The organism is Lactococcus sp. EKM203L (genome assembly GCF_011800585.1).
GTDB lineage: Bacteria > Bacillota > Bacilli > Lactobacillales > Streptococcaceae > Lactococcus > Lactococcus lactis.
Genome location: NZ_JAALEQ010000006.1, coordinates 139,828 through 149,735, shown reverse-complemented (window position 1 = coordinate 149,735; position 9,908 = coordinate 139,828). Strand labels below are relative to the sequence as shown.

General features: G+C 36.3%; 6 protein-coding genes and 9 tRNA genes. All 15 read left to right on the top strand.

What is annotated here, in order from left to right; genetic code table 11:
- The first annotated feature begins 4 nt into the window (after positions 1-4).
- The 15 genes from HFD15_RS10760 to HFD15_RS10690 all read left to right on the top strand — a co-directional run bounded on the left by HFD15_RS10760 (position 5) and on the right by HFD15_RS10690 (position 9,677).
- Positions 5-76: transfer RNA gene (locus HFD15_RS10760), tRNA-Gly, on the top strand.
- Positions 77-115: 39 nt separating this feature from the next.
- Positions 116-189, top strand: a tRNA-Arg gene (locus tag HFD15_RS10755).
- 5 nt (positions 190-194) lie between these two features.
- Positions 195-268 (top strand) — tRNA-Pro (locus HFD15_RS10750).
- Between the two features lie 37 nt (positions 269-305).
- Positions 306-379, top strand: a tRNA-Met gene (locus tag HFD15_RS10745).
- Between the two features lie 12 nt (positions 380-391).
- A tRNA-Ile gene (locus HFD15_RS10740) sits at positions 392-465 on the top strand.
- A 7-nt stretch (positions 466-472) separates the two neighbouring features.
- Positions 473-545 (top strand) — tRNA-Phe (locus HFD15_RS10735).
- Positions 546-555: 10 nt separating this feature from the next.
- Positions 556-626: transfer RNA gene (locus HFD15_RS10730), tRNA-Gly, on the top strand.
- A gap of 26 nt (positions 627-652) precedes the next feature.
- Positions 653-726: transfer RNA gene (locus HFD15_RS10725), tRNA-Ile, on the top strand.
- A gap of 42 nt (positions 727-768) precedes the next feature.
- Positions 769-856 (top strand) — tRNA-Ser (locus HFD15_RS10720).
- Between the two features lie 178 nt (positions 857-1,034).
- Positions 1,035-2,951: a DNA primase gene (gene dnaG / locus HFD15_RS10715; protein ID WP_058208523.1), complete on the top strand. Its 1,917-nt coding sequence runs from the start codon at positions 1,035-1,037 to the stop codon at positions 2,949-2,951.
- Between the two features lie 259 nt (positions 2,952-3,210).
- A complete protein-coding gene (gene rpoD, locus HFD15_RS10710) occupies positions 3,211-4,371 on the top strand; it encodes an RNA polymerase sigma factor RpoD (RefSeq protein WP_370519775.1) in 1,161 nt (386 codons plus the stop codon).
- Between the two features lie 113 nt (positions 4,372-4,484).
- Positions 4,485-5,228 (top strand): MurR/RpiR family transcriptional regulator, encoded by a 744-nt coding sequence (locus HFD15_RS10705; protein ID WP_010905438.1) that lies wholly within the window; start codon positions 4,485-4,487, stop codon positions 5,226-5,228.
- 164 nt (positions 5,229-5,392) lie between these two features.
- Complete coding sequence (locus HFD15_RS10700; protein ID WP_058208524.1) at positions 5,393-6,760, top strand: MFS transporter; 1,368 nt, start codon at positions 5,393-5,395, stop codon at positions 6,758-6,760.
- A gap of 282 nt (positions 6,761-7,042) precedes the next feature.
- Positions 7,043-7,207 carry a hypothetical protein gene (locus HFD15_RS14380; RefSeq protein ID WP_238785359.1) on the top strand — a complete coding sequence of 55 codons (165 nt, stop codon included), beginning with the start codon at positions 7,043-7,045 and terminating at the stop codon, positions 7,205-7,207.
- A 223-nt stretch (positions 7,208-7,430) separates the two neighbouring features.
- Positions 7,431-9,677 carry an ATP-dependent Clp protease ATP-binding subunit gene (locus HFD15_RS10690; protein ID WP_058208525.1) on the top strand — a complete coding sequence of 749 codons (2,247 nt, stop codon included), beginning with the start codon at positions 7,431-7,433 and terminating at the stop codon, positions 9,675-9,677.
- Positions 9,678-9,908 lie beyond the last annotated feature (231 nt).

Below are 9,908 nucleotides of genomic sequence, written 5' to 3'. Positions count from 1 at the left end.
AAGTGCGAACGTAGTTCAGGGGTAGAACACAACCTTGCCATGGTTGGGGTCGCGAGTTCGAATCTCGTCGTTCGCTTACTAGTATTATTACTAGTTATTTATAAAAATGTTATTTGCAGGCGTGGCTCAACTGGATAGAGTACCTGACTACGAATCAGGCGGTTGTAGGTTCGAATCCTACCGCTTGCATATAACGGGAAGTAGCTCAGCTTGGTAGAGTACTTGGTTTGGGACCAAGGTGTCGCAGGTTCGAATCCTGTCTTCCCGATTGATGTTTTTACATCAATTTGACTTATGTCAAAAATGGCGGTGTAGCTCAGCTGGCTAGAGCGTTCGGTTCATACCCGAGAGGTCGGGGGTTCGATCCCCTTCGCCGCTATATTTATCAGCTGGATCTTTAGCTCAGTTGGTTAGAGCTATCGGCTCATAACCGATCGGTCGCTGGTTCGAATCCAGCAAGATCCATATCTTTGGCTCGGTAGCTCAGTTGGTAGAGCAATGGATTGAAGCTCCATGTGTCGGCGGTTCGATTCCGTCTCGCGCCATTCTTTGTTAGCGGATGTAGTTTAATGGTAGAACCCCAGCCTTCCAAGCTGGCTACGCGAGTTCGATTCTCGTCATCCGCTTAGTTTTCAATTGAAAACAATAAATTGGGAGTTTAGCTCAGTTGGTTAGAGCACTGTGTTGATAACGCAGGGGTCCCAGGTTCGAATCCTGGAATTCCCATAATGGATATGTAAGGTATCTATTCATTGTTAATAAGCCTATGGGGGGTTACTCAAGAGGCTGAAGAGGACGGTTTGCTAAATCGTTAGGTCGGGAAACCGGCGCGAGGGTTCGAATCCCTTACCCCCCTTTGTTCGACGTCTATTCTTTAATAGGCGTCTTTTAGACTTTAAAGCCATAAAATCAGTAAGATTTCGTAAGTTATATTTATTTTAGAAAATGAATGATGATTAAGAACCTTTCTGAAGTGTTATACTTATTTTATGAGATTACTTTTATGATTAATCGTAGGGATGAAGGGGGAGATTATGGTTTCACTTGACACTGAGGTTGTTAATGATTTAAAGTCAAAAGTTAATATTGCTGATTTAATTTCACAGTATGTTGCTTTAAGTCGTACAGGTAAGAATTATATTGGTTTATGCCCTTTTCATGGTGAGAAAACTCCTTCCTTTAATGTAAATGCTGAAAAAGGTTTTTATCATTGTTTTGGTTGTGGGCGCTCTGGTGATGCGATTGAGTTTTTAAAAGAATACAATCAAGTTGGATTCGTTGATGCTGTTAAGGAACTGGCTGATTTTGCAGGAGTTACTCTTAACATTTCTGATGATAGAGAAGAAAAAAATAATCCAAATGCACCATTGTTTGAAATCAATAACCAGGCTGCTCGTTTATACAATATTCTATTGATGTCAACGGAGTTGGGTGAACGGGCTAGGAAATATCTTGAGGAGCGGGGGATTACTGATGATGTAATCAAGAGATTTAATATTGGTTTAGCTCCTGAAGAAAATGATTTTATTTTTAAAAATTTATCAAATAAGTTTGATGAAGAAATTATGGCAAAGTCTGGTTTATTTCATTTCTCAAATAATAAAGTTTTTGATGCTTTTACGAACCGAATCATGTTTCCAATCACCAACGAATATGGACAGACAATTGGTTTTTCTGGACGTAAATGGCAGGAAAATGATGATTCTAAAGCCAAATATATTAATACTTCAGCAACAACTATATTTGATAAATCTTATGAACTTTGGAATTTAGATAAAGCAAAACCAACAATTTCAAAGCAGCATGAAGTCTATTTAATGGAAGGTTTTATGGATGTTATTGCGGCTTATAAAGCTGGAATAAATAATGTTGTTGCCTCAATGGGGACGGCATTAACCGAAAAACACGTCCGCCGTTTGAAACAAATGGCAAAAAAATTCGTATTAGTTTATGATGGAGATTCTGCTGGGCAAAATGCAATTTATAAGGCCATTGATTTGATTGGTGAATCTGCTGTGCAGATTGTAAAGGTTCCAGAAGGACTTGATCCAGATGAGTATTCTAAAAATTATGGTTTGAAGGGATTATCTGCCTTAATGGAAACGGGGCGTATTCAACCCATTGAATTTTTAATTGATTATTTGAGACCTGAAAACCTTGCTAATTTACAAACGCAACTTGATTTTATTGAACAGATTTCACCAATGATTGCAAAGCTTCCATCGATTACGGCTCAGGATGCCTATATAAGAAAATTAGTTGAGATTTTGCCTGATTTCGAGTATAATCAAGTGGAGCAGGCTGTAAATTTACGGCGTGAAAATATGACAATTACTGACCATCCTGTCAGTAATTTAGATGCTTCAAGTTTGACCGAAAGTTTTACTGACGAAAATGATTATTCTAGTCTTGAATCAGTCATGCCTGTAGATTTTGAGGAGGCTTATTATGAAAATAATGTTAAAACTCAACAAACTTACAGAAGAAGTGAATCGGCTCGAGTTATCCAGCCATCTGTTCAGGTTCCTAAGTTGTCAGGTTCGGAAAAGGCCGAAGAAATGCTACTCCATCGGATGATTTATCATCCTTGGGTTCTACAAAAAATTTCTCAAATTGATAATTTTAAATTTATTCATAAAACTTATCAAGACTTATTTGATAAGATATTGGAAAAATTTATGATTGATGAAAACTTTGATGCATTTGATTTGGCAATTGAGTTACCGGGTGAACAACGAAGTATTTTTTATCAGATTATCGATAGGGATTTAGCTGATACTGACATTAATGAAGAAATAGATGATTTAATTTATGCTTTTACTATGGAAAGAGAGAAAATTAAATTAAAAGAACTCGAACAACAATTAGAAAATGCAAAAAAAATAATAGGGGATGATAGCTTACAAACACAGTTAACCCTTCAGATTATTAACCAAAAGAAAAAATTATGATAATTTTTTACTGACAATTGGCTAGTCTATTTAATGACAGTTTTGTCAGTAGTTTTACCCAAAGAGGAGGAGCGAATTGGCAGCAAATAAAAAAAGAATAAGTCAAATTTCAAAAGAAACTGGCGTTCAAAACCGTGTTTTGGTTGAGAAGGCTCAAGAAATTGGCTTACTTGTAAAATCACATTCAAGTTCAGTTGGACCTGGTGAAGAACGTCGTCTTCTTGAAGCATTAAATGTTAAACCTGTTGTTGTTGAAAAGATGGATAGTCCTAAAACATTAGCAAGAGTTGAAGTCAAAGAAAATGGTGATACTTTTAACGTAAAAGCTTATGAAAAAGCAGTTAAAAGCTATATTACCAAACGTAAACCTTTGGGCGAAGCACTTGATGAAGAAATCCTGGATGAACTTTCTGTTAAATTTGGGATTGTTGATGATGCGCTTGAAGACTTGTTTAAACAAATTCAAGATGCAGGAATTTCAATTGTGGATAAAGATGGAAATCCAAGTCCTTTGGCTCTTGTCACTGATGAAATTGAAAAAGAAGAAGTTTCAGATACTGCAATGGATGAAATTGTTACGAATGTTCGTATCGATGATCCTGTTCGCATGTATCTTAAAGAAATCGGTCGTTATCCATTGATTTCTCTTGATGAAGAAACAAAACTTGCTGAAGCAATTATTGCTGGTGGTGAAGGGGCAGAATTTGCGAAACAAATGCTTGCCGAAGCCAACTTGCGTTTGGTTGTTTCAATTGCAAAACGTTATTCTGGACGTGGAATGCAATTTTTGGACTTGATTCAAGAAGGAAATATGGGCTTGATGAAGGCTGTGGATAAATTTGACCATACAAAAGGATTCAAGTTCTCGACTTATGCCACATGGTGGATTCGCCAAGCAATTACACGTGCGATTGCTGACCAAGCCCGCACGATTCGTATTCCAGTGCATATGGTTGAAACAATCAATAAATTGATTCGTGTTCAACGTAATCTTTTGCAAGAACTCGGACGCGATCCTTCACCAGAAGAAATTGGTAAAGAGTTGCACATGGCGCCAGATAAAGTTCGTGAAGTTCTGAAAATTGCTCAAGAACCAGTCTCACTCGAAACACCTATCGGTGAAGAAGATGATTCACATCTTGGTGACTTCATTGAAGATGATGTAATCGAATCACCTGTTGATTATACAAACCGTATTCTTTTACGTGAACAGTTAGATGAAGTCATGGATACTTTGACTGACCGTGAAGAAAATGTTTTGAGAATGCGTTTTGGTCTTGATGATGGACGCATGCATACTTTGGAAGATGTTGGTAAACAATTCAAAGTGACACGTGAACGTATTCGTCAGATTGAAGCAAAAGCAATCAAAAAACTTCGTCACCCACGTCGTTCTAAACCGTTGCGTGACTTTATGTAATTTAAAAACTTACTGATGAAACTGTCAGTAAGTTTTTTTATATTTTTTAGAGATAATATGTATTATGATTCAGTTTGTATTATATAAAATTATTTTTTATTCAGAGGAGTTTTATGAACCATTTAACTAGTGTCGAAATTTATATTTGGAATTATTTAGAAGAAAATAAAGCAAAAATAATTCAAATGACGGTTGCTCAAATTGCTGAATCTGCCCATGTCAGTCCTTCATCAATTATTCGAACTTTGAAAAAGAAAAATTTTTCTGGTTTTTCTGAATACAAAAATATGGAAAAACAAAAATTAAATAGACATGATTGGATTTATGGACTGACAAAAGATGCAAATCAAGTTGTCTCTGAAAATATTGAAGAATTATTAATGACAGTAAGGCTGCTAGAGAGTGAAAACTTAGCTAAAGTTGTTGAAAATATTTTTCATGCAGCTTCAGTCGTGATTATTTCAAGAGGATTATCTGTTCGGATAGCTGACTCATTTGCGAGAGATTTGCAATTTTTAGATGTTAAAGCTGTCAGCTTATATCAAGATAATATGCAAGCATATCTTGAAAAATTGCCTAGAAACACATTTGTAATTGGTCTTAGCTTATCAGGTGAAACAGATTTGATTGTGGCAACAGCACAGAAGGCCAAAAGAGATGGAAAAAAGGTTTTAGCTATTACTGGTAACTATAAGAGTAGGCTGGTTGAACAAAGTGATTTGCTTTTGCTTGCTTATCAAAAGAACCTGTCAGGGAAAATCCTTGTTGATTATAATAATATGCTCCCCTTAGAATTAATTATTCACCTTTTAATCCAACTTTACAAACAGTATAAAGAATACGGTGCAATTGTTTGAGTGCTAGAGATTTACTGACAGATTGTAATGGAAGCTGACGATTATATTCTGTCAGTAAATTTTTTTGATTTAAAAATAAATTCCTGAAATTATGGCTTAATCAGGAATTTATTTCAAATGGGAGTGGGTTATAATTAATTCATCAAAATGAAAGGGGATTCAAAATGTTTGGATTCTTAAAACCCGCTCCAGATGCGGAGCAAAAAATATCAGAGGAAAAAGTTCCCCGGTTGTATAAAATGTGGCAAACCCGAGTTTTAATTTCGACGGCAATCGTTTATATTGGTTATTATATTATTCGATTGATCTTTACCGTTCAACAAAATGATATTTCCAAGGCTTATGGCTTTTCGATGGGACAAATTGGGACAATTCTCTCCATGTTTGGGATTGGCTATGGAATTTCAAAGCTGATTATGGGGACTTTAGCTGACCGGGCCAATCCAAACCGTTATGTGGCGACAGGATTGATTGTGTCAGCGATTATCAATGCGCTTTATGGAGCAACCCAAAGTTTTGGGATGATTGTCTTTCTGATGTTGCTTAACTCGGTTATGCAAGGTATGGGAGCTGCGGCTTGTCAGCGTTTAGTCGGTTTATGGTTTGGCCGAAAAGCAAAAGGTTCGATTATGGCGCGTGGGACAGCATTTTCAATCTGGTCATCAGCTCATAATGCTGGAGCTTTCATGTGTGTGGCTGTTATTAATTTATCTGCTTTATTTTTCGGCGCTTCGCTTCAATGGAGTTTTTGGACAGCATCAATTGTTTCGATTGTCATTGCTATTATCGTTTTATTTCTGGGTTCTGACCGTCCAACGACGAAAGGATTACCGACAATTGAAGAATATTCTGACGACAAAGTGGTTATTAAAGACGGAGAAATTGTTGAAGGCGATGTTTCTAATGACAATGTTTTTAAAATATTTTTTGAATACATTGTCAAAAATAAACTCGTGTGGGCGGTCATTTTGACCTCATTGTCAATCTATGTCGTTCGTTATGGAATTATGAGTTGGATTCCAAACTATCTGGTTAATATCAAAGGATTTGATAATTCAACAGCAAAATGGCTGACAGGAATTTTTGAACTTGCAGCTGTACCTGGGGTTATTATCATCGGATTTATCACTGATTTACTTAAAGGCCGTCGGGCCATTATGGTTTTGGTTTCATTGATTGCAATGCTTGCCTGTCTGATTACTTATTTTGCAGCGACCAATCATACTTTGATTATTATTGTGTTATTAATTATGGGAACTTTCATTTATGCTCCAGCAACAATTGTCGGGCTGATGGTCAATGAAGCTGTCCCAAAATTTGCCAATGGAATGTCAACGGGTACGATGGGGTTCTGTCAGTACATTATTGGTGAAGTGACAGCAACTCTGGTTATTGGTTGGCTTGTTCAAGCATACGGCTGGTCAGCAGGAAATATCATTGTTTATATTTTTGCCGGCATTGCCATTCTTGCTTCAATTTATATCTTGGTTCATCAAAATCGATTATATAAGAAAATTGATGATGCAGGCTAACTGACAAAATAAAAAATTACTGACAAACCTAGAAGGAAAAGCTAAATTTTTTATATTATATTTTGGCTCTACTGACAGCTTTGTCAGTATTTTTTATTAAAAATTTATTTATAAAGTTCAAAAGACTTGCTAAATTTTCCTAAAATGATTATAATAAATTTATCAATGGTCAAATATGGTCAAACTTTTTATTTTAAAAGGGAGAAATGATTTATTGATTTTTTAAATTTGATGTAAAATAAAAGTAACCGTTATCACTTAAATTATAAATAAGGAGAGAAAATGACGACTACTGTCTATTTTGAAAAAAATGGTGGCATTGATATTGAACTTAGAGGAGCAAGAAAAGTTCTTTCTTTAAGAAAACATATCAAGATTGACCCGGAAAATTTGGAATCTGTTCAACTTGTATCTGATATGAAAAAACCAAAATTCTATAAAAAGTAGCAGGAACTAACGCTTGGTACTATGGCGGTTGGTTCAGAGAAAATGGGGAAAATGAGTTTTGGGATGTCCGAAATAATGAGCGAGTTCTAGTCATCACCACAAGAAATTTCAAATATAAAAAACTTTACATCGAAGTTGGTCCTGATTTTAGATTAACTCCTTCCAAACCGTGAAGGGAAAATTAGTTTAAAATTAATTACTGAGAATTAAGAGGAGGAAAGCGATGCTTTGTCAAAATTGTAATATTAATGAAGCGACGATTCACCTTTACACAAGTGTAAATGGTCAGAAAAAACAAATTGATTTGTGCCAAAACTGTTATCAAATTATGAAATCTGGCGGTCAAGAAGCTTTATTTGGCGCAGGAAATGCCTCAAATGGAAATTCTGATGAACCATTTAATCCATTTAATGATATCTTTAGTGCTTTGCACGGTCAAGATTTTAATGGAGCAGCAAGCACTCAAACTCCACCAACACAAACAGGTGGACGTGGTCCGCGCGGTCCACAAAATCCTCGGGCAAAACAACCTAAAGGAATGTTAGAAGAATTTGGAATTAACATCACAGAGTCAGCTCGTCGTGGCGAAATTGACCCAGTGATTGGGCGTGATGAAGAAATTAAACGTGTCATTGAGATTTTAAATCGTAGGACTAAGAATAATCCTGTATTAATTGGTGAACCTGGTGTTGGTAAAACAGCAGTTGTTGAAGGTTTAGCGCAAAAAATTGTGGACGGAGATGTGCCGCAAAAACTACAAAATAAAGAAGTGATTCGTCTTGATGTTGTTTCTCTTGTTCAAGGAACAGGAATTCGTGGACAATTTGAAGAACGGATGCAAAAATTAATGGATGAAATCAGAAAACGTAATGATGTGATTATGTTTATTGATGAAATTCATGAAATTGTTGGTGCTGGTTCTGCCGGTGATGGCAATATGGATGCAGGAAATATCCTAAAACCTGCGCTTGCGCGTGGTGAGCTTCAATTGGTCGGAGCAACAACGCTCAATGAATATCGCATCATTGAAAAAGATGCTGCGCTTGAACGTCGGATGCAACCAGTTAAAGTCGATGAACCATCAGTTGATGAAACAATTACTATTTTGCGAGGCATTCAAGCACGTTATGAAGATTATCATCACGTGAAATACACTGATGAGGCTATTGAAGCAGCCGCTCATTTGTCAAATCGTTACATTCAAGACCGTTTCTTACCAGATAAAGCCATTGACCTTTTGGATGAGTCTGGTTCTAAGAAAAATCTAACCTTGAAATTTGTTGATCCTGAAGATATTAATCGTCGGATTGCGGATGCAGAAAAGAAGAAAAATGAAGCAACACAGGCTGAAGATTTTGAAAAAGCCGCTCATTTCCGTGACCAAATCACTAAACTTCGTGAATTACAAAATCATGAAGTTTCAGATGATGAAATTCCTGTCATCACTGAAAAAGATATTGAACAAATTGTTGAGCAAAAAACACATATTCCAGTTGGTGATTTGAAAGAAAAAGAACAAACCCAATTGATTAATTTGGCTGATGATTTGAAAGCACATGTGATTGGTCAGGATGAAGCAGTGGATAAGATTGCTAAAGCTATCCGTCGTTCTCGTGTGGGACTTGGTAAACCTAATCGTCCAATTGGTTCTTTCCTTTTCGTTGGTCCAACAGGTGTTGGTAAAACAGAACTTGCTAAACAATTGGCTAAAGAATTATTTGGCTCAAGCGAAAGTATGATTCGTTTTGACATGTCGGAATACATGGAAAAACATTCGGTGGCCAAATTGATTGGAGCCCCTCCAGGATACGTAGGTTATGAAGAAGCTGGTCAATTGACTGAACGTGTTCGTCGTAATCCCTACAGTTTGATTTTATTAGATGAAATCGAAAAAGCACATCCAGATGTGATGCACATGTTCTTACAAATTCTTGAAGATGGACGTCTGACAGACGCACAAGGACGGACAGTATCCTTTAAAGATAGTTTGATTATTATGACTTCTAATGCCGGAACTGGTAAAGTTGAAGCCTCTGTCGGATTTGGTGCTGCTCGTGAGGGACGAACTAAATCAGTGCTTGGTCAGCTTGGCGATTTCTTTAGCCCTGAATTCATGAACCGTTTTGACGGAATTATTGAATTCTCTGCTTTGAGCAAAGAAAATCTCCTTAAAATTGTTGATTTGATGCTTGATGAAGTCAACGAACAAATTGGACGTAATGATATTCATCTTAGTGTCACTCAAGCAGCAAAAGAAAAATTAGTTGATTTAGGTTACAATCCAGCAATGGGTGCTAGACCACTTCGTAGAACAATTCAAGAAAATATCGAAGATTCAATTGCTGACTTCTATATTGAACACCCTGAATACAAAGAATTGGTTGCTGATTTGATTGATGATAAAATTGTTATCTCTAATCAAGCTCAAGAAACAGCAGAAACGACTGATGAAGAAGTTCCTGCTGAATAAAAAATGTCTGTCAGTAAAATTTTTAGTGATAGAAAAAATAAAAAAATAAAATAATGAAATAAAGAAATAATGAAATAATGAAAAATTGCTGACATGAATCTTGTCAGCAATTTTTCTATCTACAACTTCAATGCTCTCCGTAGTCGCATTGAACTGACATGAATCTTGTCAGCAATTTTTCTATCTACAACTTCAATGCTCTCCGTAGTCGCATTGAACTGACATGAATCT